Source organism: Sphingomonas sp. Leaf20 (assembly GCF_001421535.1).
Classification (GTDB): Bacteria; Pseudomonadota; Alphaproteobacteria; order Sphingomonadales; family Sphingomonadaceae; genus Sphingomonas.
Genome location: NZ_LMKN01000015.1, coordinates 30,797 through 53,963, shown reverse-complemented (window position 1 = coordinate 53,963; position 23,167 = coordinate 30,797). Strand labels below are relative to the sequence as shown.

The following is a 23,167-nucleotide window of genomic DNA, read 5'->3' as shown; positions in this document are numbered from 1 at the left end:
CCAACGCCGCCCAAGCCGCTGAAGCAGGACATGTCGATCGTCTACTGACAGATCGGGAACGACCGCTAACCACCATTCTGGACGTTCCAAAGCCGGTCGCATCGAATGACCGCTGACGCCCAATTGCGGACATACAGGCGCGCGTGATATCAACTTACAATCGGTCATCCTCTACATCACCAGTTGCGGTAGCGATTCCGAAGCAAAGCAATTTGGTGGTGGCATTGATAGCAATGGTCGCGCGAGATGCCATCGTAGTAATTCTGCAAACCAAGCGCGAGAACCGGAGGGGACGCCACGATAATGTTTAACTCGTTCGGAAGCAGCGCGGCGATGGCTATCATTTTTGCTACGCAACCAGAGACCTATCAACCAAGAATTGATCGGTTGCCGCCGCCACCGCGACCGGGCGGTCCGATAGTTCAATGCGTCGCGCCGAACGCAACGTGGAATCCCGACGCTCCGAAGATATTTCCCAACATTGTAAGAGCAAGACTTCTTAGCGCGCCGCAACCGTATGGCCAGCATGTCAAAATCAAGGTCCGTATCATCAAGCATCTGAAGGGCTACTTTACCCCTTCTGACGTTGAATTGGTTTTCGGCATGGCTTGTGGTCCGGGCGGATCATTGCCGCTAACGAAAGGGACGGAACTCACCCTATATCTGACGATCCCGCATCATAAAGGACGCTCTATTGGGGTCGTCACATATTTCCGCCCCGTCAACCTTTGGCCTGAGTAAGTATGCGCGGCGGCGATGCGGACTGCCATATAATAGCTGTCCATATATCTTGAATGCCGCGCCGAGGCCGCTTCATAGAACTTACCGTTATTGCTGGCCGTCCGGCGATCCACCAGGAAGCGGCCCTTCGGGCCCGAACTCGCTTCCTGAACGAACGTACGTCTATGAGGGTCGCCGCCCGATAGCGGACAGGCCGCTATCCACCAGGAAGCGGCCGATTGCCTCCCGTGCCCCATCAAATGAACGAACGTCCGCTTACGATGATCGTCACCCGAAATCGGCCGGGCCGCTTTCCACCAGTTTTGCCTAAATGCAGACGGTCCGCGTGCAAAGATCGGCTCTTTGCGCCGACGTCAAAAAGCAGACATTCCCAACTGTTTCGACGGTCCTACAAGCGATAACGGCACGGAAGCACGACCCTACGTATTCTCAACCACAGGTCGTCGGTGATAAGGCTGTTTCTCGCGAGTTTCCGCGTTCACCTGCGCCAGACGCTCAAGAAGCTCCCCCTGCGCGGCCATCGCGTCCCATGCCTCCGCGGATCGAAGATGACGCGCTCGAACAAGCGGTAGCAAGGACCGCTCCGCCTCGGACCGTTCTTTGGCGGCGGCGTTACGAAATGACTCAGTTTGCGATAGGCTCATCCGGCAACCTTTACCTGACATACATGGATCCGGAAGCGTGGACGGTAAGGCTGCTCATGGTAGGAAAGCGTATGCTCAAGATAAAAAGGAAGCGGCTGACCGATCGCAGTGTTCGCGCGGTCGGACGCCTTGCAAAAATCGAGACATCCATCATCGACCTTACCGACGAGGATCTGCTCGATCTAGCCGACATATTCAAAGCCGAGCCCCGCGCCCCGATCGGCGATATGGCATTCCTCGAGATGGCACGGCGCAACATTAGCCTTTGAAGGCAGCCAACTATGCGGAGGTAGCTCTTGTGCCCACGCTGGGCTGAATTTGGTCAAAGAGCGCGTCCGGTTTATCGGTACGTTGGTTGGCTCAGATCTCGCAAGCGTTGACGGCCTCGCACCAGCTTGGCCGGTCGAGGATGCATTTGGCTCGGTCGTCAGCCACTGAGCGCGATTCCGATTCACCCTGACTCAATGCCGTTGCGCACAAACCACGAACAGCCATCATCCCAACAATGGAACAGCGGATCATTCATGCCTGCGGTCACGAGCAGGCTCACTATCTTACCGGCTTTGAAAGCCAGCAGGAACGGAAAGCAAAATGGCTGAAGACGACGACCTGTCGAGACTGCTTCGTTGCGAAAAAGCGAGCAGAGGAAGCCGTTGCATCAGCGGTAAGCAGCGCTGCTGTCTCACACCTTAATCTTGTACCGCTAACAGGCACCGATCGGCAAATCAGCTGGGCGTCGGCGATCAGGACCAAGCGGCTTGCAGCGCTAATCAACCTGAATAGCGAGGCCGAATGTAACGGATGCCTCCGGGTCACTGACGCCAAATGGTGGATCGATTGCCGCGATCTGACGGACGTCGACCTGATGGCGGCAGCGGCGCATGCACCGGACGTCGGAAGCGCCATGGCGGACACGGCGGTCACGGCGTCGATCACGGATATGCCTCGGACGGCATGATCATTTCGCCGGCGCCATCGCGACGACCAACCTTGCGACGGCGGTGTCGTTGATAGCACGAACTCCAACGCGATATCACGCGCGTGCCCCACTCCTCGAGATGCTAGCCGGTGCGAACCGTAACCCTGACAGCCCGGAGCTCTTAGGGTATACCCGGATTGACGCTGCACGTGACTTCTCGCCCTTTCGGATCGGCGGCGGAAAACCTCCGGACTTTGGTTTCCGCACAGTCGGACAAAGCGACAGGGTTTGTCGCATGTGGCACGCATAGCTTGGGGCAGCTCCGGTCGCCCGACCTGCCGCCTAACGACAATCATGTCAGGCCGTCCGAAAACGTCATGAGGGATTCCAGCGTGGCGGCCGGATTGATATGATCCGGCATGGGGTACATCGAAGGGCTTCCAGGCGATCAGATGCTGTTGCTGCCGGCGTCGGTCGACGACTACGTATCGGCGGAAAACCCGGCGCGGTTCATCGCGACGTTCGTCGGCGAGCTGGATCTGGGTGAGCTTGGTTTTGGCCGGGCGCGACCCAAGTCGACGGCCCGGCCCGGCTATGATCCTGCTGATCTACTGAAGCTGTACCTTTACGCCTATCTCAACCGGGTCCTGTCGAGCCGGTGCTTGGCGGCAGAGGCAGGACGCAACTTGGAAGTGATGTGGCTGCTGGGCGGCCTGCAACCGGACTTCCGCACGATCGCGGATTTCCGGCGCGTCAACGTTGGCGCGTTCAAGCCACTGTTCCGGTCGTTCGTGTTGCTATGCCGCAGGCTCGACCTGTTCGGGCGGGAGTTGGTGGCGGTGGACGGCACACGGCTCAAGGCTGTGAACAGCCGCCGGCGCAACTTCACTCGCCAGAAGCTGGCTAGGTGGATCACGATCGCCGATGAGCGGATCGAGGAGTATCTGACCCGGCTCGACCGCGCCGACCAGGCCGAAACTAAGGCGGAAGGAGCCATCGCACGCGCCGCTGTGCTGACGGCGAAGATCGCGCGCATGCGCGAGCGCCGGCTCCGGCATTCGGCGATGCTGGCCGAGCTGATGGCCAGCGGTGAGAGCCAGAAGTCGCTGACTGATCCAGATGCTCGCGGCATGGCGATGCACCCCAAAGTCGGCGTCGGCTACAACGCGCAGATCGCAGTCGACGCTCGCAACAAGCTGATCGTGGAACAGCAAGTTACCAACGCCGGTAACGACCTTGCCCTGCTCGCGCAGACCGCAGGTGCCGCACGCGAGCTGCTGGGCGTAGAGCGGATCGCTGCGGTAGTCGACAAGGGCTACTACAAAGGGGAGGACATCGCTGCCTGCGAGACGGTCGGTGTGATCCCCTACGTCGCACGTCCGGAGCGTGGTCCTGCCATCGACCAAGGCTATTTCGGCAAGGACGCTTTCCCTTACGATGCGGCGCAGGACTGCTACACCTGCCCTGCCAGGCAGCGCCTCGATCCGTTCAGCCGCTTGGAGAAGGGCGGTCATTGCACCATCCGCTACGGCAACCGGCAAGCCTGCCGGGACTGCACACTCAAGCCACAATGCACGTCCGGTACGGCGCGGACCATCAACCGTTGGGAAGGCGAGGCGGTGCTCGACCGCATGGCCGACCGGCTTGCCACCCGCCCCGACATTCTCGACCGGCGCCGCGAAACGGTTGAGCACCCCTTCGGCTCGATCAAACAGTGGATGAATCAAGGGGCGTTCCTGACGCGCGGGCTTGCTAGCGTGAACGCGGAGTTCAGCCTCACCTCGATCGCCTACAATCTGAGGCGAGCCATCACGATCCTTGGGATCCCCGCCATGCTCCAGGCCATGCAGACCTGAAAGGGACGCGTCTGGCTGCCAGAAACACCCTTACAAGCCGGCTATCAGCGGCCAAGGCGCAGTTCTTGCGATATCAAAGCGGACTTGGCCGAAAATAGCGTTAGCGACGGCGATCCTGACACTCGATCGATTTCGCATCTGCCCAGAATGCGTTTTCGGACGGTCTGATGTGTTTTAAGTCACTCCTAGCTTGCCCATTTTCCCATCAAAATTCGCAATTTGAAGAATTTCAATTCGGGAACAGATTTTGGGAAGGCGAAACCCGCTTGTTGCCGTCAGCCCGATTGGCAGTGCGGCTTTGCAAAAGAGCTGCCACCCTCAAGCCAGCTTGGACGCGACCAGGCGCCCGACGCCAGCGAACGCCTGATCGAACTGCTTCTCGGTCGGGCGGCCCCCGCGCGTGTAGACCGCGATGACGATCGGTGTGTCCGGCCTAGGCCAGGCGACGGCGATGTCGCCGGCCATGTCGCGACCGCTGTGGCCGGTCTTGTTGCCGATCCGCCAACTAGTGGGCAGGCCGCCCCGCAACCGGGGATTGGTCTGGTTTCCGACCAGCCAGCGCGTCAGCAGTGCCTTCGATTGATCGGATAGCACCTTGCCGAGTACGGCCTTCTGCAACGTGCTGGCCATCATCGCCGGCGTCGTGGAGTCCTCCGGCCCGCCCGAAGGCACGCGATCGAGCTGCGGCTCGTAATGGTCGATGCGGGTCGCCCGGTCGCCGATCGACCGCAGGAACGCCGTCAGCGCAAGCGGACCACCGGACCGCGCCATCAACAGGTTGGCGCAAACCCCGTCGCTGATCTCGACCGCGGCCTTGCACATGGCCTCGACCGTCATGGCACCCTTCGCGAGATTGGCCTTCGATACCGGCCCCCACAGGTCCAGCGTGTCCTTGACCGTATAGGGAACCAGCGCATCCAGCCGTTCCTCGCCGCGATCGACCCGCGACAGCACGAATGCTGCAAGTGACGCCTTGTAGGAGCTGCATGTGATGAAGCGTTCGTCGGCGCGCCAGGAAAGCTTGGCGCCCGTCTTCACGTTAATGGCAAAGACGCCGATCCGTCCGCCCGTCGCACGCTCGTACTCTGCGATCGGATCGGATGCGGCGGATCGCGCGAAAGCAGGCCAGCATACCAAGGCAGGAATACCCAAGACGAGGGCGCGTCGGGTCTGGTTCATTACTTACCTCGCAAACTGAAGGGTGGATGAAGTCTGGCCAACCCACGGAAGGCATAGTCGTTGGACGAATCGAGCTTCAGCGAACGCTCGAGATAGTGGATCGCGTCACCCTTCGTCTCGCGCTGCCGCGCTGTCGGCTAGCCCGCCCCGAGCATCAGTCGGGAGCGATTAAGGCGTCGGTGCAGTTTCTCGCTACTTGATCCGGCTAGACATTACGGAAGCGATAGATTCGGCCATCGGGGGCGTAGGCGAAGCTTACATGACGCGCTCGGCCTTTGCGGGTCAATCTGTAGCGCCGTACTTGGCCGCCAGGCTCGAAGTGACGCCCGACAAGCCGCCATTCGACGCCGGTCGTGTCGGTCCCCAGATTGAACGGCAACACGACGCCGCCGGCTCGACCATTCATTAGGACAGAGATTTCGGGCGTGAACAGGGTCGGATCTAGCGCCCGGTCGCCACGCGCAAGCAAGGCCAGCGCCTGCGCCGTGACCGCCGGCGCGTCGTCCTTGATCGGAACTAGCGACAATGGAGTAGATCCTGGGGCGACGAACTCCGCCAGCATCAGGCAGGCTTCCTCAATGAACCGCCCGGCTGCCCCGCTTTCGATGTTGACCATGACGGTCACCGCAGTCCGGGTAAAAGGCGCGCGGTAGGCAAAGGTCAGGAAACCGGGCACGCTGCCCGAATGATACTGGACCGCCCGACCATTGACCTCGTCGGTGAACCAACCTGCGCCATAGGCGGTACTACGTCCCGAGGACATGAGCGCCGGACGCATCAATCTTGCGACCGTCGCTGACGATGGGATCGGGCCAAGCTGTAGTGCCTGCTCCCATTTCGCCGCATCACGCGCCGACATCAGAACGCCGCCATCGGCTGATTTTGAATATTCGGAACTCATTCCCACAGCGTGTAACGTGGTTTTGTCTTCCAGCACGTACGGCTCCGCCCGCCCGGCGATGACTGCGCTGGCGTCGTCGACCCGGGCATCGGGCATGTCAGCACGTCTCAGCAGACGCTCCGTCACGAGGTCGCGATAAGATTTCCCTGTTACATCGGCCAGCAAATAGCCGAGCAGAACATAACCCGTATTGGAATAGGCCCAAGCACGTCCCGGATGAAAATCGACCGGGACGGCGGATACGCCAGCTAGAAAGGCCTGGCGAGTGATGGAGCGATCGGTCTCGAACCCGGGTAATCCTTCGTAATCTGGCACGCCCCCTGTGTGGCTCAGTAAGGCGCTAACGGGAATCGTAGCGAAGGTGTCTGGGAGGTCCCGTGCATAGCGTCCGACCGGACCATTCAGATCTATCGCGCCGGCTTCGGCCAACTCGAAGACCAGAGCCGCGGTCATTTGCTTGCCCACTGACCCGAAATGGAAAAGTGTTTTTTCATTTGCCGGAACTGCGAACGGCAGAGAGGCCGATCCCAGACCTGTGGCCATCATCGTAATCCCGTTGTGCACCACCGCTATTCCCGCCGCCGGAATCTGCCTGTCGCGCATCATCTCCCGGACGCGATCAAGCGCTGCGGACGGCAATTCGGCCGCGCGCGATGCCGTCGCGAAGCTTGGAACCGCCAGCACCCCCGCACCCAGCGCCATCACAGATCGTCGGTTCCAGCCATTCAAGTCCTTCCTCATCCTCAATCCTTTTGATAGCGGCGGAGACGGTATTGGGTATCATTCCCGCCGCCCATTTCCCTGTGGCGACACGCCTATGAACGATCAAGGTACCGATGAACCAAGCATCATCGCAAATTGCTAAACGCGCCGGTATGTGTCCGTATTGTAGCGTAACGCGGAAGGCCCAGCCCCCTCGAACACAATCGAATCGCCAGATGATGGCATCAATTCGACGTAGAGCGTGTCGGGCTTCGTGTACGGCTCCGCACTGGCGTGCATGACGCCGTAATTCGCGCGTAGCCCATCACCTTCGGCAACAAGCTCAATGCAGCCGTAATTTTCGTTTTCATAGCTTCCGGCATAGTCGATGGATGGCCGCGTCAGGTTCCATACCCGCTTGGCGCGCTCTGCGCGTTCCAGCGTGACGCGGGTGAAGAAGCGATCGCGCCGCGCGATCAAATCGTCAATTTTCATGTTGAACGCCGTCAGCGCATCCTTGCGTCCAGCCGTGCGGTCGTAGACGTAATTGGCTACCGCATCCGTCAATTGGGCGGCAACACTCGAATCATTGACGAAGGCGGCGACACCGATGCGGCGCGCGGGAATGTATGAGACGTGGGCGCGCGCGCCCGGAAATCCCCCAAAATGATGCAGCATCCGTTCGTCGCGATAGGGACCGTGATACCAGCCCAGGCCATAAGCTTCGCGCGTATAACCTGCGTATTTCTCGTTCAAGGTTGCAATGGGAGTGCGGGTTGCCAGGATTGAAGCCGCGGGAAGGATTTGCCTGCCACCGACCGCCCCGGTCTCAATCATCAATTCGAGCCATCGCAAAGCGTCGTTGGCGCTCATGACGGCGCCTCCGGCCGAATGCATCGTCTGATCGGTTTTTTCCAGATAAAGCTTGGTCACGCCGTCGGGCGACGCTGTATGCGGTTCGGCGATAGACCAGCGGCCGTGACGTGCGCGAGACATCCGCGCCGTCGCGTGCTGCATTCCGGTAGGCCTGAATATCTCGCGATCAAGCATGTCCTGCCACGGCTGGCCGAAATGGCGATCGGTCAGGATGGTGGCGATGTTGTAGCCGGTATTGGTATAGTTGAACGTTCCCAGTGGCGCTTTGGCTTCAACATCGCTCGCGGCTAGCAAGCGCCATAGCTGATCCGGATTATGCTGGCCGGAATAGGCCAGTCGGAAGGCGATCGGGTCGCAAGCGATACCGGAAGTGTGCGCCAACAAATGGCGGAACGTGACGGTGTCAGCGCGCACTGCGGGGGGGAATGGCGCGTCCGGCGGGAATGCGGCAAGCGTGGCGGAAAGGTCTATCTCGCCCCGCACCGCCATGGCGGACAAGACCAGTGCCGTGAGAGGCTTGGTCGATGACGCGATATAGAAAGCGGTATTGGCGTCAGCCCGCTCGCCGGTGCTGACGTCGGTTACACCGAAGCCGCGCGTGTAGACTCCATCCCGGGAATAAACTGCTACAGCGAGCCCAGCTAGCGCCGCGAGGCGTTGCATGGCCTCCTCTATGAGGTCATCGAGCTCCCCCGCGAAAGGCAGCGAAGTAGCTCCCGCCGCAGCAGCAGCAGCGGCTGCGCTCCACGTCGGAACGCAACCGGAGAACATAGTCGCACCAGCGCCGACCAGCAGAGAACGTCGATCCATGCAGACAGCGTTAAGTGTGAGAACACGAGGCTGTATTGGACGATCTTAACCGATTGTCGCGGTGAGCAGAGTCCGCTGCATGCCCGGCGTACGCCCGAACATGCGCAGAAAGGCGCGGTTCATGTGGCTTTGATCATAGAAGCCAGCAATGAATGCGGCATCGCTCAGCGACACGTTCGGCTGTGCCAGCGCCCCGATCGCGCGCCGTATACCATGTGCATGCGAATGCTCGGTCATAGATGCGCCGTAACATTGGCGGAACAACCGCGAGGCATGGGCAGGATGTGCGCCAGCCGCTTGAGCGCGGGCCGCGACGTCGACGGTAGCAAAACTGTGCTCTTCCAACTCGGCTTTGAGCTGTTTCAGCCAAGGCGGAGCCCCGCGCTTTTGGTCATCAGCATAAACGCTACCAGTAACCAGATCCCCCCCTGCAACGCTGGCGCCATGCGAATCTCCCGCACGTACCGCTTCCAAAACCGCAATCATGTGTCTGAGTGCAAAGGCGTCTGTTCGCTGACGCCAGTAGGGAGCGGCTGGCCCCGCAGCGAACGGATCATTATCAAGAAACTCGATTGCCGCGACATATGCACCTCCGTCGCCGAACCGGTCCTCATGCTCAGCCCGTTCAGACTTTAACAGGATGTCGCCGGGCCGCATTCGGATCGCTCCGGATCTACTTTCCTCATGATAGCTGCCCCGCAGTAGGAAGCTTACCCGGGAATGCGGGTCAGTATGCGCCTTATGGCGTTCGCCCGGCGCATACTTACAGACCGCTACCCTTAGGTTCGGTGCCTCGATCAACAGCTTCTTTCGCGACGCCATTTAACGGATATAAGTTGCCGGCCATGGCAAGTCGTCATTTTTTCGCGACTGACCCGGGATGATTCGAGCTGCATTCGCAACCCGATGCTCAAGAGCCTACGCGCTGAATAGATAGAGGAACCGAGCGGTATCGGTATGTAACCGGCGCCCGGCAGGCATAGGATCCCAATTTGAAAAATCATCATCCTCGTAAAGCATATCAGGGACGCTTAACGGTGATCTTTAGGGATTTGAAGTATGCTCTGGAGCCAGGACCGACCCATAATCCGATGCCACCGCTTGCGGGCGTCAGCTTCAAATCGTTGACGATCAGGGCTGGCTGCAAGGCGTCATTGACATAGAGCTGAGCAGACGATCCGCTCACGACCAACCGCATCTTCGTCCACCGATCGGCATCCAGGTCGACATAGGATTCATATTTTCCAGGATGCTGGTCGCGAAGGCGCTCCCAAGGATACTCGGGATGCGAGATATATTGCGTGGTATGGTTGCGCCGAAGCTGATCGTCGGCCCTCGCATTGGTCGGGCGCACGTAGATCGCCTCGAACCGGGTGAGGTCATTTGAGATGCGAAAAGCGATCCCGACAAAACCGCGCGCCGTCGAAGCATTGTCGATAGGAACCCCCTTGAGGATGGCTTCGACGACAAAATTCTGTGCCGTTATGCCTTTCAAGGCGGCAAAAGTTGCATCATCCGATGGATTTAACGGCGATACAGTCAACAAGCGCGCGTCGGCACCGAAGTGGCGCACTCTGGTCGCCTGAACGCCGGACACGATCAAAGGGGCGGACGTCACGGACAGGTCTTGCTGCCTGGCGCTGGGCGTCGATTGGCCTGCGAAAGCTGGCAAGGCAAACGCAGTTGCTATCATGGCCACCGCCTTTAAAACTGGTAACTGCATCGTATCCCTCAATCCGCGGTGGTGAGCCGTCAGCCAGATTTCGGTGATGATAATGTCATTAGCGGACATTCCAGCCAAGGTTTATGTACCCAACTAGACTGTCGGATCAGCATGGAAGCTTCAAATGCGGTGGGCGTGGTTCGTGATACTCGCGGCGTCGGCAACAATGGCTCCCGCAAAGATGCCGACAAACCCTGTCGACAAACTCAACCTGATGACCTCTGGAGATAGGCTGGATCGGTTGGACCGGTTCCGTGGCAGTCTATCGCCAAACGATAGAACCCGCCTCGACGAGGAAATACCTCGAAGTGCCGATGGTGGCATTGCTCGATGTGATAAAGACAACGAAAGCCGAGCGTCGTGCGAAGCGGCCGCTTATCTGACCGCGTTGAAATCGACAGGCCTCATGCCTCGCTTCCTAGCCACCGTCAAAGCCGAGCACCATTGAAGTCGGTCACGACTATCGCTTGCCGAGATCGAACCGCAGTCACGGACGAGGAGATGCAAAATCCAGCGCGCAGGAATGGTCGTCGCCGGTTGCTTTTTGCCGCCGCGTTTATCCAAATCTTTTGATTTTTTCCGCCAAGTGTGAGCGGTTGCCACTAAGTCGGGCCATTCTCAAAATTCGATCCCATTCGAGACGGCCTCCCATGTCCCGATCGCGGTTCGTTTGTGGGAATGACTCAACTACCTGTTTGTCGGTTACGGATTGGCAAGAATCTGCAGCGTGGGTTCACGGTAGACCTCCCCCTGATAGCAGACCTGCCACCATATTCGGGAAGGCGTTGAAAAACCCAAATACGGTCTCGGGAGGGGTTCACTTTTGATCCTCCTTTTATTGAGTATGGGCTGGTCGGTTATCGATCAGCCCATTGTTGCTCGGCATTAGATCCAGGTCGGCGCAAGTTCTTTGGCATAGCGCTCGCCGAAACCGCCCTCAGGCAGGATTTCCGTGATCCTGGCCAAGTCTTCTGCCGACAGCGCCAGATCAGCGGCACCGACGTTTTCCACGACGCGTTCTGCCTTGCGGGAGCCCGGGATCGGTACGATGTCGTTGCCCTGAGCGAGCAACCAGGCGAGCGCCAATTGCGAAACGGTGGCGCCCTTCGTTGTCGCAAGCTCTTTCAACTGCCGAACGGCTTCGACGTTCTTCTCGAAATTGCCGGGCTGCCAGCGCGGATCGCCCCGACGCATATCGCCCTCTTCATACTTGGCGGCCGGCTTGACCGCACCTGTCAGAAAGCCGCGACCGAGAGGCGAGTACGGGACGAGGCCAACACCAAGCTCGCGCAAGACCGGGAACAGGACTTCAACATCGCGCTCGAACACCGAATATTCGGTCTGAAGCATCGCCACTTCCTGCACGGCGTGCGCCTTGCGGATGGTTTGGGGACCAGCTTCGCTCAGCCCGAAATGCTTGACCTTTCCCTCGGCGATCAGGTCCTTGACCGTGCCGGCCACATCTTCGATCGGCACGTTCGGATCGACCCGGTGCTGGTAGAGCACATCGATATGATCGACTCCCAGATAGCGCAGGCTGTTCTCGGTGACTTCGCGAATGTGCGCGGGCCGGCTGTCAGCTTCCCATGACGGGGTGAAGCCGAACTTGGTGGCCAACACCACGTCGTCTCGGAAGCCTTTGACAGCACGGCCGATGAACTTCTCGTTGTCGCCCCAGCCATAGACCTCGGCCGTATCGAAGAACGTGACGCCGAGATCATAGGCACGACGGATCGTCGCCAGCCCGGCCTCCTCGTCGGCGGAGCCGTAAGCCAGATGAAAGCCCATCGCGCCATAGCCGATGGCAGAGACTTCAGGACCGTTCGTGCCCAATTTACGTTTTTGCATGACCGCACCTTCTAATGTGTCAAAGAAATCTGGGTCGCGGGCGGCATTTCCGCCATGCCTGATCGTCCCGATAAGTTGCCTGATCCCGCCGGGGCATTGATCTTTTCAGGCAACTGATCCTTGATAAGACATGGATAAGCTCGATGAAATCCGCGCGCTGGCGATGCGTTATACTGATGCCAAACATCCCGGCATGTCGCGGCTGAGCATATACAGCGTCATCGGACCGACCGAGTTGAGTGCCCTGGTCTATAATCCGACGGCGGTCATCGTTCTGCAGGGAACCAAGCGGACGATTATCGGCGATCAGGTGTTCGAATACGGCCCCGGACAGACCATGCTGGTCGCTGCCGAGATCACTGCAATGGGTCAGATTATAGAAGCGTCGCCCGACAAGCCGTTTCTGGCGATCGGTCTCAATCTCGATCCAGCCGTAATCATGAACGTGGTGCTCTATCTGTCCGAAACCCGGGAGTTGCAGATGCAGCCGGGCTTCGCTTTCAGCGTGGCCAATGTCGAGCTGATTGGCGCTTGGCAAAGATTGCTGGCACTGTACGAGCGCCCAGAGGAAATTCCGGTTATGGCGCTCCACCTGGAGCGTGAGCTGATGTTTCGGCTGATGTTGAGTCCGCACGCTGAGATGTTGCGTCAGATTGCCGGCGTCGACTCCCGATTGTCGCATATTCGACAGGCTATGGCGTGGATACGTGAGCACTACACCGAGCCACTCAGCGTTGAGGATATGGCCGCCGTGGCTGGCATGAGCGCGTCCGTGTTCCACCGACGTTTCAAGGCGGTTACAGCTCTAAGCCCGCTGCAGTACCAAAAGCACATCCGGCTTCAGGAAGCGCGCCGTCGCCTGGTTTCCAGGGGTGCCGACGCAGCTTCTATATCGTTCGCTGTCGGCTATAAGAGTAGCTCGCAGTTTAGCAGGGAATACAAACGCCTCTTTGGTGATACGGCAGCAGGCGACCGATCTCGCCATCGATGGCGAGATGCACGCCGACAGCGCGCTCAACGCCGCGATCCGGGCAAGAAGCGTCAGTCGATCGACACTCGACGGGGCAGCTAATCTGCTGGTCATGTCATCGCTCGACACCGCTAACGTTGCGCTGACGCTCGCGACGTCGATCACCCGTGGGCTGCCAATCGGACCAATGCTGCTCGGCATGTCAAAACCTGTGCACGTCCTCGTTTCTTCGACGACAACGCGCGGCATCGTCAACATGACCGCCTTGGTTGCCAGCGACAGCGTACAGGTGGACGCTTGATGCAGAAACAGGAGCGCCTTGGCATGCAAGATATCCATTGAAGCGGGGCCAGATTGTCAGCACTGGCGCGTTGACCGGTGTCCATAGGATAGCCATCGGGCAGATGTGCTCGGCCCGATTTGCCAACCTTGCTACGATCGACTGCGTTGTAACATCACGGCCAGCGAACCAATAGGCCGCGATTACAAAGAGCCCGGCCGTGGCGGTACTCTACCTCCAGCTTAGATCGGACACTTGGCAAACCTAAAGCTTCTCGAAATCGTATCGATTCCGAGAATGCCCGCGCCGTCTCGCTTGCGGTTCCTAATTGGGAAAACCGTTTCAGGTGGGCCTTGGCTATCTATCATGTGGCTAGCAATAATTTAGCGCCTTCGCTGCCGTCTCCGTGACAGCAAGTAGCCTTGCCTCCTTCCATCCCTCCCGCGCAGCGGCCGACAGGCCGAGCATGGTCATGGCAACGTAATCCGCGATACGCTCAGGCGCTTCGCTGTCGGACGCTTTAAGAAACACTCGCACTCGTTCGCGATTTTCGGTTGCGATCTGTGCAGCCGCGATGCCCCAATCTGTTGTCCCGGCCTTGGCATGTTCGAGGATAAGGCAACCACGCCGCTGCGGATGGGCGGCATACGCACGCGCCGCAGCGCGTAGCATATCGCAGAGCGCCGTCGTGGGGGCGATACCTGGAACCAGAAAGCGATCCAGCGGCACGACGGTGGCCGAATAGAGCCGCAACGTATCCTTGAAGAAGGCGGTCTTGCTGCCGAACGCCGCGTAGAAGCTCGGCGGGGTAATCCCGATCGCCTCGGTCAGCGCGGCGACGCTGACGTTCTCATAGCCGTGCTCGTGAAAGAGATGTTGTCCGACCTCGACCGCTGCGTCGAGAACGAACCCGCGCGGCCGTCCCCGCTGCCGCTTATTTTCGTTAATGATCATTACATAACCCCTTGCATCGCTGGATCATATTTGTATAGCGGTCATTAAGTTAAATAGCCATGCCCCGGATCGTTGAGGTCTGAGAGCAGGTACGAACTGTCGAATAAGGACAATCATGCCGCCTTCCCCCTCGCTAGGCCTCGTCGAAACCGGGGCGGTGCCGCGTACCGCACTCCCTGCCGCAGCACTGTCAGGCCTCGCCGCCAGTGGCTTCCTGTGCATCGTTACCGAGACGCTTCCCGCTGGCTTGCTGCCGCAAATTGCCTCTGGCCTGCGAATCTCTGAAGCAATCGCGGGACAACTTGTTGCGGTCTATGCTCTGGGGTCCTTGCTCGCGGCGATTCCGCTTACCAGCTTGACCCAAGGCCTTCCCCGCCGGCCGTTATTGCTCGGTACCATCATCTGCTTCGTTGTCGGGAACACGCTGACGGCATGGGCAGGGTCTATCAGCCTCGTGCTGGTCGCGCGGTTCGTCGGCGGGTGCGCAGCGGGGCTCGCCTGGGGGATTCTCGCGGGTTACGCGCGCAGCATCGTACGTCCGGACCAGACCGGCCCGGCCATGGCGCTTGCCATGGTTGGCGTGCCGCTGGCGCTCTCGCTAGGGGTGCCCTTGGGGACCTTCCTGGGTGGTCTGGTTGGTTGGCGCGGGTCGTTTCTGGTCCTCTCCGCGCTCAGCGTCGTGCTGATCGGCTGGATCATCGCAAAAGTGCCCGATGCTCCTGGCCGGACGGCCGATGATCGTCCGTCGCTACGCCGGGTCATAGCCACGCCGGGAGTCGTGCCGATTCTGCTCGTCATCCTAACCTGGATGACGGCGCACAACATCCTGTACACCTACATTGCGCCGTTCGCGACGGCTGCGGCCGTTCGGGTCGATCTCGTGCTGCTTGCATTCGGTGTCAGTTCGCTGGCCGGCATCTGGACCGTAGGGCGACTGGTAGATCGGATGCTCCGTGTGCTGGTACTGCTTGCGATCGGATCGTTCGCGGCGGTCGCGGTGCTCCTCACGATTGCTGGCGGACAGGGCATCGCCGTCTATGCGGCGGCCGTCATCTGGGGCCTCGGCTTTGGCGGTGCCGGAGCGATGATGCAGACGGCGTCGGCAGACGCGGCCGGTGATGGCGTCGATCTGGCGCAGGCGATGGTGACCACGGCGTGGAACCTGGCGATCGCGGTCGGCGGTGCGCTCGGCGGTGCGCTGCTCACGACGGGAGGGACCTCGCTGTTGCCGCCCGCTGTCGCGGCGCTGGCCCTGATAGCCTTTCTCATCGCGCTGGCCGCACGCCGTTTCGCCTTTCCACCCGGTCACCGCGCGCCGTCAGGCCGCTGACCGCTCCTTTTTTGAGAACGAGGTTCAGACATGAAGCCCTACAGCATCTCCTTTGCGCTTGCTGCACTCGCTATGACAGCGACGCCGATCCAAGCCGCGCCGCGTGCGGTTCTACCCGCCGCGCATGAAGAATTTCCGATTCCTGATGGATTTAGCGGCGGTTACGAAACCATTGACGGCGTGAAGCTGCATTTCGTGCGCGGCGGTCGAGGCCCGCTCGTGCTCCTCGTCCACGGTTTTGGGCAGACATGGTATGAGTGGAACCGCCTCATGCCGAAACTTGCCGGGCGCTATACGGTGGTGGCGGTCGAGCTGCCGGGTCTTGGCCTGTCGGAAGCACCTCGCACGTCTTACACCGGCGTCGACATTTCCGACTATCTGTACAAATTCGCCAAGCGTTTCAGCCCGGACAAACCCTTCTATCTGGTCGCGCACGATATCGGCATCTGGAACAGCTATCCAATGGTCGCGCGTCACCCCGCCGACATCGTCAAGGCCGCCTTCATAGAAGCGACCGTACCCGACGACACGCTCTATTCGCTACCCGCGTTCGTCGCGACCGGTGAGGCACCGGGCTGGCACCATAGCTTTTTCGCAGCCGACGATCAGTTGGCGGACGCGATGGTGAAAGGCAATGAGCGGCTGTTCCTGACGCACTTCATTCGCCATCATGCGAGCAACCAGGCGGTGTTCACCGATGGGCTGATCGATCGCTACGTTCGCTCTTATGCAAAGCCGCAGACGTTCCATCACGCGTTCGAATATTACCGTGCGTTACCCCGATCTATCGTGCAAAATCAGGCACTGGCAGCGAGTAAGCTGACCATGCCGGTTCTTGCCGTTGGCGGGGGTGGCAATGGCGGTTTCGGCGTCAGTCAGCCGGAAAACATCCGACGCTACGCCACCAACGTCGAGGCGCACGTGCTGCCCGGGTGCGGTCACTGGGTTCCCGAGGAATGCGCGCCGGCGCTGGACCCACTAATTACCTCGTTCCTGGCTCGACCATGACACCCGATGCCAGCATGGCCGGCAATGTACGCGGGATCGATCACATTGGGATTACGGTGCCTGACGTGGAAGCGGCGACCCGGTTTCTAAGTCAGGCATTCAACGCAACCGTCGTTTACGATACGGTAGCTGATGGTCTACCGCGCCGGTTAGCCGAACCGCGCGCGACCCGGGCGCGCCGACCAGGCTGCAGCAGGATCGGTTCGCGAGACACCTTCGAAATCCTTCGAGCCACCAGGCTTCGTGCTGACACTGCCCTGATCGCTCAGCCACTCCCGGACGGGACGACCGCCGTTTGCCACATAGGGCAAATAGCCGGGCACGGTCTTGCGCTGCCAGCACGCGTCAGCTTCGATGAACGAGGCGTCGATCGCGGCGTCCTTGCCTCCGACCAGACCCTCCCCGATGCAGCGGCGCACCGTGGCGTCGAACAGCTGCCGGAAGACGCCGGCGTCGCGAAAGCGTCCATGCCGGTTCTTGCTGAATGTCGAGTGGTGCGGAACCTTGTCTCCCGGCGTGAGACGGCAGAACCAGCGATAGGCAAGATTGTAGCGCAGCTCCTCACACAGGCGCCGCTCGGACGTGATCGCGTAGATGCGGCCGATCAGGGTCATGCGGATGAGAAGTTCGGGGTCGATCGACGGCCGACCTCGCACGCTGTAATGACAGGCCAGCGCTTCTCTCAGTTCAGCCGTGTCGAGACACCGATCGATGCGGCGCAAGAGGTGGTCTGCGGGCAACATGGCTTCTATAGTGCGACGGGACGCCCCTTCCCGCCCACCGCGACAGGCTGGTCCCATCATAGCGGCGCTCCTCACGGTAGGAGTGAAACGAAGGAGCACCCCGGCATGTCCGGCATTTTTCAACAGGCCCGATCGTTTGTGAGATAGGCTCGGACGCCGGAACCCTCGTCTATTCTGCCGCGCTATAGCCATGAAGGAGAGACGGCATGGACGACCAGCGCGTGTGGGAATTTGAAGGTAGCCTATGGGATGCCAGCGACGAGCATTACCAGAACCGGATCGACGAGGAGATCGTCATGGTCCTTCCTCGTCCGCCTTATGTCTTCCAGGGCCAGGACGCGAAGGATGCGGTCAAGGCTACGCCCGATTGGGATACGGTCGAGTTATCGGATCGACGAGTGTCACGCCCTCAGGAGGGTCTGATCGTCGTTGCCTACACAGCGCGATGCACGAGCGGCGACGAGAAGTACGAGGCACACTGCACCTCGACTTTGCGCATGCGGGGACACGACGATTGGCTGGTCGTTCAACATCAGCAGACGCCACCCTTGACCGCCAGCGTCGAGGCCTGACCACTGAGTCGCCGTTGCGCCTGATACGTACCTGTAACAGCCGCGACGGTACTGAACCGGAAGTCAGCGCCCTCATTGCTGGTGTGATCCCGACAGCCTCAACTGCGACCGGTTATCGCGACCAATGGATCGCCCAGGCGACCGTCGGCGAGTAAGGATGCCGTGACTCCGCGAAAACCCGCCGTCTCGAGATAGAGGCGGACAAGCGAGGCGTGGCCCTGCGTATCGAGAGCGCGCCAGACCGCCACGGCCTTGGTCGGGAAGCACCGGTTCGAAAAGCTTATGATGACGCGGCCTCCCGGCTTCAGCACACGACGAACCTCGCGCAGTACCGCCAGGGGGTGTTGCAGATATTGAACCCCGACACAGATCAGTACGGCATCGTAGCGCGCATCCTCTTCGGACAGGTTAGGCACATCGTTCAGGTTCTGGACGAACCAGCGATCGAGGCGCGGGTTGGCCGTGAGTTCCTCTGCGTTCATGCCGTGGCCGACGACCTCAGCATAGGCGACGTCGTCCGGCAGGTGGCTGACCCAGCTCGACATGAGGTCGAGCACCCGCCCGCCAGCGGGGATCGCATCACGGTATAGGCTGGTCAGTGCGCCGACAGCTGTCTCGTCGATGTGCGTGACTAAACGCGGGGGCGCATAGAAGCCAAGGTCGTCGCCATCATCCTGTCGGTCGAAGGCCTGTGCCGGCAGTCCCAACTCGATCGCTTCGGTCACGCGATGAACCCTTGCCGATTACATCCGCCAATATTTGAGACCACAGCGTCCATTCGTAACCGTATGCCCGAGCGCACCGCGAGATAGCGATCGTCCTCAATCACCGGCGAAGGCCGAGCCATACACCGACCCCCGCAAGGCCTAGAACCGCCATACTGCCAGCCGCGGCTGCCACCTTGCGCCCCCGTTGTGGATCGCGTCGGCCGCCATCAGGCCCGGCGGGGACGCCCGGTTCGAACAACACCCCATCGTTGTCGTTACCGTCGGCAGCACGGGCCGACCAGGAGTCGAGAAAACCGCTCATGATCGCCGCCAGCAGGTTCGGCGCCGCGAACTCGCCGAGTTTGAATGCGATTGCCGGTGCGCCGACGGCGGTAAGGTTACGAGGGTGCGTGGCAAGCCGCACGACTGCCTTCGCCACCGTCTCTGGTGCGAGCGAACCTGGGGGCAACGAGAGTCGGGCACCTGTATAGTTACCGGCGTGATCGACGCCGGGTGTATCAACAAAGGTCGGGCAGACGTCGCATATGTGGATATGCGGGCGCTTCGACACCTCACCGCGCAATGCGGAACTGAATCCGCGCAACCCGAACTTGCTCGCCGAATAGGCCGCGGCATAAGGCGTAGCGACAAAACCGCCGGCTGAGATCATGTTTACCCAAGTGCCGTGATCCTGCGCGAGGAAGATCGGCAGTACGGCATGGACGTCGTTCATGTGGGCGACGAGGTTCACATCGACGACACGGGCGTGATCCGCGATCGGGACGTCTTCGTACCGGCCAAGCACACCGACGCCTTCACAGCTGAACCACAGGTCAATGCCACCGAGCAGATCGCGCGCCTCAGCGGCGAATGCGGCCACTGCGCCTGCGTCGGTGCAATCTACCGGTCGGACGACTGCGCTGCCGCCAGCTTCGACGCAGCGCTCCGCGACGTTATCCAGCCCGTCTTTGCCTCGTGCCCCCAAGACAAGCCGCGCTCCCGTTTTGGCGAAAGCCACCGCCGTTGCCGCGCCGATACCGCTCGATGCACCGGTAATCACTACGCGCCGTCCGGCCAGGTTACGACCAGCGCTCATCGGACGATGCTCAGGGCGGCTGCCTCACCTACGGGAAGACAACGCGGGCGCGTTAGATAAATTGTCCTATCATCATGCATAGACACCCAACGTCCCGGAGGCCTCGGGGTGTCCACCCGACGGCGCACGATGTTCCTCGAAATACTCTGAGGATGATCAGTTCGGATTGGTGTGCGGTTCCTTTGGGCCGTCGTTCAAAGACCTGAGCTGCGCTTCGCGAGTTGGGTCGCCACCACCGCCATGGGGAACTGGCACATCGATAGGCTGTTCGGCGTCGCACCACCGCTAAGCTTTCCCGATCCGCTCAAGACATCCGCGGCATCGGCACCGCCTCGACCCCCGCCACCACGCGTTTTGGTGATGTGCGCATCGTCTAAAACGGTCGCAGCGCTATCCGCGTCGTGCGGCTCAGGCTTCACGTCGTTGGGTGCAACGTTCGGCTGTTCGGTCGTCATGTCGATCTCCTCTGCTCGCTCTAAAACCTTTCAAGCGGGGCTAGTTTCCCATTATCTCAACGATCTGAGTGCTTTTCGAGAAAAGATAGCCAGCGCCGAGAATACCGTCTCGTCCCGCCCAACCCAATGCCGAGCGTCCGCAACACAACAGAAGCGATTGCGAAACTATTCAACTTTCCGGTTGTATATGATGAGCCGGAACAACCCCCAAATGTGTTTGGTCGGCTCGCTCGGGGATTTTGCCAAGGGCGGGCTGTAATCCCTACGGGTATCACAGCCAATGTAACAAAAGTTTCATCCAGACGTCTCGATTTATCTGGCGCGACCGGTTTACGGTGCCTTTTGCACCGCCTCCCTAAATACCGTTGCTATGGGGCAGGCATGATGCGCGGAGCCGCTAATGACCCACGTTCGCCACCCTGCCCGATGGCCCCATATCCTGGCCGTCATCATTGGCGTCGTAGGGCTTCTCAACCTTGTTGGCGGTGTGTGGCTCGCAACGTTGGGCGGCAGCCTGTTTTACATCTTTGCTGGGCTTGCCATGCTGGCGACGGCGGTGTTGCTCTGGCGCAGACGTGTACTCGCTTTGCACGTGTTTGCCGCGCTGGTGCTCGGCACGGTAATTTGGGCATGGGCAGAGATCGGCGCCGATTGGTGGCCGCTAGTGCCACGCGGCGACCTGATCTTCATCTTCGGTGCGTTGCTGGCCCTGCCTTGGACGGTTAAGCGCCTGACACCAGGCGTTTCATGGACGCGTGGTGCTGGTCCGCTGACCCTGGCACTAGGCATAGCCATAGTGTTCGGCGCTGTCTCACTGACGTGCGATGTGCACAATCTCGACGGCAGCCTGCCGGGGCCACGCCACGCGCTTGCCGCGAACCTCCACGGCGTGCCTGATGACGATTGGCAAGCCTATGCGCGCAGCTGGTACGGCGACAAATTCTCGCCGCTTACGCAGATCACGCCAGCCAATGTCGGCAATTTGAAAGTCGCCTGGCAACTACGCACCGGTGACATGAAGCGCGACACCGATCCCGGTGAGACGACGTACGAGATGACGCCGATCAAGGTTGGGGATACGGTGTATCTGTGTACCCCGCATAACTGGGTCATCGCGGTCGACGCCGAGACCGGCAAGGAACGCTGGCGCTTCGATCCGAAGATCGCGACATCGCAGAAGAACATGCAGCACCTCACGTGCCGCGGTGTCTCTTACTGGGATAGCACGAAGGCGGGCGAACCTAGCGCTACAAGTGTCGGCGACTGCCCACAGCGCATCATCCTGGCCACGAATGACAGCCGGCTCATCGCGCTCGATCCGCGAACGGGTTCGCTGTGTCGCAGCTTTGGTCAGAACGGCACCGTCAGCCTGCTGCCAGGTCAGCCGCACTACAATCAGGGCTGGTATCAGGTGACCTCAGCGCCACTGGTCGCAAAGGGGCTCATCATTACTGGCGGCGCAGTGTTCGACAACATCGCTACCAAGGTACCTTCCGGCGTCATCCGGGGTTACGATGCCGCAACCGGCCGGCTCGTCTGGAACTTCGATCCCGGCAACCCGTCCGACACGGCACCGCTTGGCACCGGCAAACAGTACACGCCGTCGTCGCCCAACAGCTGGAGCACGCCGGCAGCCGATGAAGCGCTCGGGCTGGTCTATCTGCCGATGGGCATGGGGGCGGTCGATCAGTGGGGCGGCAACCGTCCTGCTACCACCGAGCGATTTGCAACTTCGGTCCTCGCGCTCGACATCGCGACTGGCCGACCGCGCTGGATCTATCAGACCGTCCATCACGATCTGTGGGACATGGACGTGCCAGCGCAGCCAGCGCTGGTTGACCTGACACTGCCTGGCCGCGGCAGAGTGCCGGCGCTGGTCCAGTCGACCAAGACCGGCAATCTGTTCGTGCTTGATCGCCGGACTGGCAAGCCGATCTTCCCGGCGCCCGAACGCGCCGTGCCAGCCGGAGCCGCGCCCAGCGATCACACGTCGCCGACCCAACCCTTCTCTTCGGTATCGCTGATGCCAGCACCGGCACGTGAGACGGACATGTGGGGCACGACGATGCTCGACCAGCTCTGGTGTCGGATCCGCTTCAAGTCGCTCGATTATCGCGGGCCGTTCACGCCACCTTCGCTGAAAGGTTCTTTGGTCTTCCCAGGAAACTTCGGTGTCATGGACTGGGGCGGCATCTCGATCGACCCGGTGCGACAGGTCATATTCGCACATCCAAACTACGTGGCGTTCGTCGACCGACTGGTGCCACGTCGCGACGATAGTGGTGGCCCCAACGAACGCGGGCCGGCCGGCGGATCGGATCGGCGCGGATCGCAAGAGCAGGGCTATAATCCCAACACAGGCGCACCATTCGCGGTCGACATGAACCCTTTCCTGTCCTTTGCCGGTCTGCCCTGTCAGGCGCCGCCCTGGGGCTATGTCGCCGGCATCGATCTGACCACGGGCAAGAAGGTCTGGGAGCACAAGAACGGTACGATCCGCGACGAGACGATCCTGCCGCTGCCAGTCAAGATGGGGGTGCCATCGCTTGGTGGGCCGATCACGACCGCAAGCGGTGTAGCGTTCATGGCTGCGGCAATCGACAACTACGTCCGAGCTTACGACACGCGAACGGGTAAGGTCTTGTGGCGCGCCCGGCTACCCGCTGGTGGTCAAGCAACGCCGATGTCGTATCGCTCTACCGCGAGCGGTAGGCAGTTTGTTGTCGTGGTGGCGGGTGGCCATGGTTCGCTTGGAACGAAGCTCGGCGATCACGTCATCGCGTATGCGTTGCCAAAGTAGAAAGTTCGAGCGCGCGCAGGCATTGGTGGCAGTTCGGAGCCACCAATGATTTG

The 23,167-nt window shown here is 60.5% G+C and carries 21 protein-coding genes; 10 read left to right on the top strand and 11 right to left on the bottom strand.

Annotation, left to right across the window (positions count from 1 at the left end):
* Window positions 1-333 precede the first annotated feature (333 nt).
* The 4 genes from ASE72_RS20495 to ASE72_RS19430 all read left to right on the top strand — a co-directional run bounded on the left by ASE72_RS20495 (window position 334) and on the right by ASE72_RS19430 (window position 4,160).
* A complete protein-coding gene (locus tag ASE72_RS20495) occupies window positions 334-741 on the top strand; it encodes a hypothetical protein (RefSeq protein ID WP_156350697.1) in 408 nt (135 codons plus the stop codon).
* Window positions 742-1,360: 619 nt separating this feature from the next.
* Complete coding sequence (locus tag ASE72_RS19440) at window positions 1,361-1,654, top strand: hypothetical protein (RefSeq protein ID WP_235532468.1); 294 nt, start codon at window positions 1,361-1,363, stop codon at window positions 1,652-1,654.
* A 236-nt stretch (window positions 1,655-1,890) separates the two neighbouring features.
* Window positions 1,891-2,343: a hypothetical protein gene (locus ASE72_RS19435; RefSeq protein WP_056025702.1), complete on the top strand. Its 453-nt coding sequence runs from the start codon at window positions 1,891-1,893 to the stop codon at window positions 2,341-2,343.
* Window positions 2,344-2,723: 380 nt separating this feature from the next.
* Window positions 2,724-4,160 carry an IS1182 family transposase gene (locus ASE72_RS19430; protein WP_056025699.1) on the top strand — a complete coding sequence of 479 codons (1,437 nt, stop codon included), beginning with the start codon at window positions 2,724-2,726 and terminating at the stop codon, window positions 4,158-4,160.
* Window positions 4,161-4,478: 318 nt separating this feature from the next.
* Here the strand turns inward: ASE72_RS19430 and bla are convergent, their stop codons facing one another.
* From bla to ASE72_RS19395, 6 genes are all read right to left on the bottom strand, one after another.
* On the bottom strand, window positions 4,479-5,339 hold the full coding sequence (bla, locus tag ASE72_RS19425) for a class A beta-lactamase (RefSeq protein ID WP_056025696.1): 861 nt from the start codon (window positions 5,337-5,339) through the stop codon (window positions 4,479-4,481).
* Window positions 5,340-5,544: 205 nt separating this feature from the next.
* Entirely contained in the window at window positions 5,545-6,981 is a 1,437-nt protein-coding gene (locus ASE72_RS19420) for a serine hydrolase domain-containing protein (protein ID WP_082446321.1), read from the bottom strand.
* Between the two features lie 120 nt (window positions 6,982-7,101).
* Window positions 7,102-8,589, bottom strand: coding sequence for a serine hydrolase domain-containing protein (locus ASE72_RS19415; RefSeq protein WP_056025691.1), 1,488 nt, complete (start codon window positions 8,587-8,589; stop codon window positions 7,102-7,104).
* Window positions 8,590-8,673: 84 nt separating this feature from the next.
* Window positions 8,674-9,285, bottom strand: coding sequence for a helix-turn-helix domain-containing protein (locus tag ASE72_RS19975; protein WP_162235512.1), 612 nt, complete (start codon window positions 9,283-9,285; stop codon window positions 8,674-8,676).
* 364 nt (window positions 9,286-9,649) lie between these two features.
* On the bottom strand, window positions 9,650-10,429 hold the full coding sequence (locus ASE72_RS19400; protein WP_156350696.1) for a hypothetical protein: 780 nt from the start codon (window positions 10,427-10,429) through the stop codon (window positions 9,650-9,652).
* Between the two features lie 807 nt (window positions 10,430-11,236).
* Window positions 11,237-12,199, bottom strand: coding sequence for an aldo/keto reductase (locus tag ASE72_RS19395; protein WP_056025679.1), 963 nt, complete (start codon window positions 12,197-12,199; stop codon window positions 11,237-11,239).
* Window positions 12,200-12,329: 130 nt separating this feature from the next.
* Here ASE72_RS19395 and ASE72_RS19390 point away from each other — a divergent pair, with 130 nt between their 5' ends.
* The gene (locus ASE72_RS19390) at window positions 12,330-13,271 is read left to right on the top strand and encodes an AraC family transcriptional regulator (RefSeq protein WP_156350695.1); all 942 of its coding nucleotides are present in this window, start codon (window positions 12,330-12,332) and stop codon (window positions 13,269-13,271) included.
* Entirely contained in the window at window positions 13,195-13,470 is a 276-nt protein-coding gene (locus tag ASE72_RS19970) for a phosphate acyltransferase (protein WP_156350694.1), read from the top strand. Before ASE72_RS19390 ends, ASE72_RS19970 begins: the two co-directional genes overlap by 77 nt.
* Before the next feature lie 351 nt (window positions 13,471-13,821).
* Here ASE72_RS19970 and ASE72_RS19380 read toward each other — a convergent pair whose 3' ends face one another.
* Entirely contained in the window at window positions 13,822-14,403 is a 582-nt protein-coding gene (locus ASE72_RS19380; protein WP_056025673.1) for a TetR/AcrR family transcriptional regulator, read from the bottom strand.
* A gap of 115 nt (window positions 14,404-14,518) precedes the next feature.
* Here ASE72_RS19380 and ASE72_RS19375 point away from each other — a divergent pair, with 115 nt between their 5' ends.
* Both ASE72_RS19375 and ASE72_RS19370 read left to right on the top strand, forming a co-directional pair.
* Window positions 14,519-15,733, top strand: a complete 1,215-nt coding sequence (locus ASE72_RS19375; RefSeq protein WP_056025670.1) for an MFS transporter — start codon at window positions 14,519-14,521, stop codon at window positions 15,731-15,733.
* A 30-nt stretch (window positions 15,734-15,763) separates the two neighbouring features.
* Complete coding sequence (locus tag ASE72_RS19370) at window positions 15,764-16,741, top strand: alpha/beta fold hydrolase (protein ID WP_200916427.1); 978 nt, start codon at window positions 15,764-15,766, stop codon at window positions 16,739-16,741.
* A 149-nt stretch (window positions 16,742-16,890) separates the two neighbouring features.
* Here ASE72_RS19370 and ASE72_RS19365 read toward each other — a convergent pair whose 3' ends face one another.
* Entirely contained in the window at window positions 16,891-17,463 is a 573-nt protein-coding gene (locus tag ASE72_RS19365; RefSeq protein ID WP_200916425.1) for a transposase, read from the bottom strand.
* Between the two features lie 227 nt (window positions 17,464-17,690).
* On the opposite strand from ASE72_RS19365, the gene ASE72_RS19360 reads away from it, so the two are divergent.
* Window positions 17,691-18,056, top strand: a complete 366-nt coding sequence (locus ASE72_RS19360; protein WP_056025664.1) for a hypothetical protein — start codon at window positions 17,691-17,693, stop codon at window positions 18,054-18,056.
* A gap of 98 nt (window positions 18,057-18,154) precedes the next feature.
* On the opposite strand, the gene ASE72_RS19355 is transcribed toward ASE72_RS19360, so the two are convergent.
* The 3 genes from ASE72_RS19355 to ASE72_RS19345 form a co-directional block, all read right to left on the bottom strand.
* On the bottom strand, window positions 18,155-18,781 hold the full coding sequence (locus tag ASE72_RS19355; RefSeq protein ID WP_056025661.1) for a class I SAM-dependent methyltransferase: 627 nt from the start codon (window positions 18,779-18,781) through the stop codon (window positions 18,155-18,157).
* A gap of 100 nt (window positions 18,782-18,881) precedes the next feature.
* Entirely contained in the window at window positions 18,882-19,859 is a 978-nt protein-coding gene (locus tag ASE72_RS19350) for an SDR family oxidoreductase (RefSeq protein WP_056025657.1), read from the bottom strand.
* A 194-nt stretch (window positions 19,860-20,053) separates the two neighbouring features.
* On the bottom strand, window positions 20,054-20,314 hold the full coding sequence (locus tag ASE72_RS19345) for a hypothetical protein (protein WP_056025654.1): 261 nt from the start codon (window positions 20,312-20,314) through the stop codon (window positions 20,054-20,056).
* A gap of 400 nt (window positions 20,315-20,714) precedes the next feature.
* Here ASE72_RS19345 and ASE72_RS19340 point away from each other — a divergent pair, with 400 nt between their 5' ends.
* Window positions 20,715-23,114: a membrane-bound PQQ-dependent dehydrogenase, glucose/quinate/shikimate family gene (locus tag ASE72_RS19340; protein WP_056025651.1), complete on the top strand. Its 2,400-nt coding sequence runs from the start codon at window positions 20,715-20,717 to the stop codon at window positions 23,112-23,114.
* Window positions 23,115-23,167 lie beyond the last annotated feature (53 nt).

What these genes read in the sequence shown, in the direction of transcription:
- ASE72_RS19360 (WP_056025664.1), top strand. Translation starts at nt 17,691, where the DNA reads ATGGACGACCAGCGCGTGTGGGAATTTGAAGGTAGCCTATGGGATGCC.
- ASE72_RS19370 (WP_200916427.1), top strand. Translation starts at nt 15,764, where the DNA reads ATGAAGCCCTACAGCATCTCCTTTGCGCTTGCTGCACTCGCTATGACA.
- ASE72_RS19345 (WP_056025654.1), bottom strand. Translation starts at nt 20,314, where the DNA reads ATGACGACCGAACAGCCGAACGTTGCACCCAACGACGTGAAGCCTGAG.
- ASE72_RS19395 (WP_056025679.1), bottom strand. Translation starts at nt 12,199, where the DNA reads ATGCAAAAACGTAAATTGGGCACGAACGGTCCTGAAGTCTCTGCCATC.
- bla (WP_056025696.1), bottom strand. Translation starts at nt 5,339, where the DNA reads ATGAACCAGACCCGACGCGCCCTCGTCTTGGGTATTCCTGCCTTGGTA.
- ASE72_RS19435 (WP_056025702.1), top strand. Translation starts at nt 1,891, where the DNA reads ATGGAACAGCGGATCATTCATGCCTGCGGTCACGAGCAGGCTCACTAT.
- ASE72_RS19975 (WP_162235512.1), bottom strand. Translation starts at nt 9,285, where the DNA reads ATGCGGCCCGGCGACATCCTGTTAAAGTCTGAACGGGCTGAGCATGAG.
- ASE72_RS19375 (WP_056025670.1), top strand. Translation starts at nt 14,519, where the DNA reads ATGCCGCCTTCCCCCTCGCTAGGCCTCGTCGAAACCGGGGCGGTGCCG.
- ASE72_RS19440 (WP_235532468.1), top strand. Translation starts at nt 1,361, where the DNA reads ATGACTCAGTTTGCGATAGGCTCATCCGGCAACCTTTACCTGACATAC.
- ASE72_RS19340 (WP_056025651.1), top strand. Translation starts at nt 20,715, where the DNA reads ATGACCCACGTTCGCCACCCTGCCCGATGGCCCCATATCCTGGCCGTC.
- ASE72_RS19390 (WP_156350695.1), top strand. Translation starts at nt 12,330, where the DNA reads ATGGATAAGCTCGATGAAATCCGCGCGCTGGCGATGCGTTATACTGAT.
- ASE72_RS19415 (WP_056025691.1), bottom strand. Translation starts at nt 8,589, where the DNA reads ATGTTCTCCGGTTGCGTTCCGACGTGGAGCGCAGCCGCTGCTGCTGCT.
- ASE72_RS19970 (WP_156350694.1), top strand. Translation starts at nt 13,195, where the DNA reads ATGCACGCCGACAGCGCGCTCAACGCCGCGATCCGGGCAAGAAGCGTC.
- ASE72_RS19430 (WP_056025699.1), top strand. Translation starts at nt 2,724, where the DNA reads ATGGGGTACATCGAAGGGCTTCCAGGCGATCAGATGCTGTTGCTGCCG.
- ASE72_RS19350 (WP_056025657.1), bottom strand. Translation starts at nt 19,859, where the DNA reads ATGAGCGCTGGTCGTAACCTGGCCGGACGGCGCGTAGTGATTACCGGT.
- ASE72_RS19380 (WP_056025673.1), bottom strand. Translation starts at nt 14,403, where the DNA reads ATGATCATTAACGAAAATAAGCGGCAGCGGGGACGGCCGCGCGGGTTC.
- ASE72_RS19420 (WP_082446321.1), bottom strand. Translation starts at nt 6,981, where the DNA reads ATGAGGAAGGACTTGAATGGCTGGAACCGACGATCTGTGATGGCGCTG.
- ASE72_RS20495 (WP_156350697.1), top strand. Translation starts at nt 334, where the DNA reads ATGGCTATCATTTTTGCTACGCAACCAGAGACCTATCAACCAAGAATT.